Origin of the sequence: Stappia sediminis (assembly GCF_009826895.1) — a bacterium.
GTDB classification, from domain to species: domain Bacteria; phylum Pseudomonadota; class Alphaproteobacteria; order Rhizobiales; family Stappiaceae; genus Hongsoonwoonella; species Hongsoonwoonella sediminis.
In genome coordinates, this window is the sequence record NZ_WUMV01000022.1 from 1 (window position 1) to 655 (window position 655).

Annotated in this window: 1 protein-coding gene; it reads right to left on the minus strand. The window is 65.5% G+C overall.

Features of this window, described 5'->3' with window-relative positions; all coding sequences use genetic code 11:
* Positions 1 to 655, minus strand: a 655-nt coding sequence (locus tag GR183_RS21625) for a translocation/assembly module TamB domain-containing protein (protein WP_160777768.1), incomplete at both ends; no start/stop codon positions are given.

Consider the following 655-nt stretch of genomic DNA (forward strand, 5'->3'; position numbering starts at 1 on the left):
TCCGGATATTTCCTTTCCGTCGACCGTGCCGGCGAGCGAAACCTGTGCGGTGGGGGCTGTCCTGTCGGCGACGATATCGGCATTGAGGCGCAGGGCATCGACCGCCTTGCCGAGCAGGGCGAGATCCTGCGATGTGAGGTTTGCCGCGATCTGCGGTTTGGAAACAGGACCTTCGATGGTGGCGTCGAGGTCGAGCCCGCCGCTCGCGCGCGGATCCACGAGGCCGAGGTCGGAGAGTTTGACATTGGCCCTGGCGTCGACGGTCTCCGGGTTTGCGCTACCGCTTGCCGAAAGGGCAACGGCCTGGCCTTCCAGCGAGAGACGCGAAACCTCGGCCTCGCCGTCGGCTGTGAAATCGCCCTGAAGGGAGAGATTGGGTGCCGGCCCCAAAAGCCCGTCGGCCAGCGCGATGCCCGTCTCAAGGTCCTGTGCGGAAACGGAGACTTCCGCCGATCCGGCAAGGTCGGACGGATCGGCGCTGGCGGTAAATTCGCCGGACAGCGCGCCTTTGAGATCCTGCTTCGCGAGAGCCGCGAAACGGGCGAGGTCGGGCAACCTGAAGGTCCCGTTGCCACTTGCCGAGGTGGTTGATGCCGCAACGTCCGTCAGGATGATCTCCGCCGCAGGATGCCTGATCTCCGCACGGGTCAGCTCC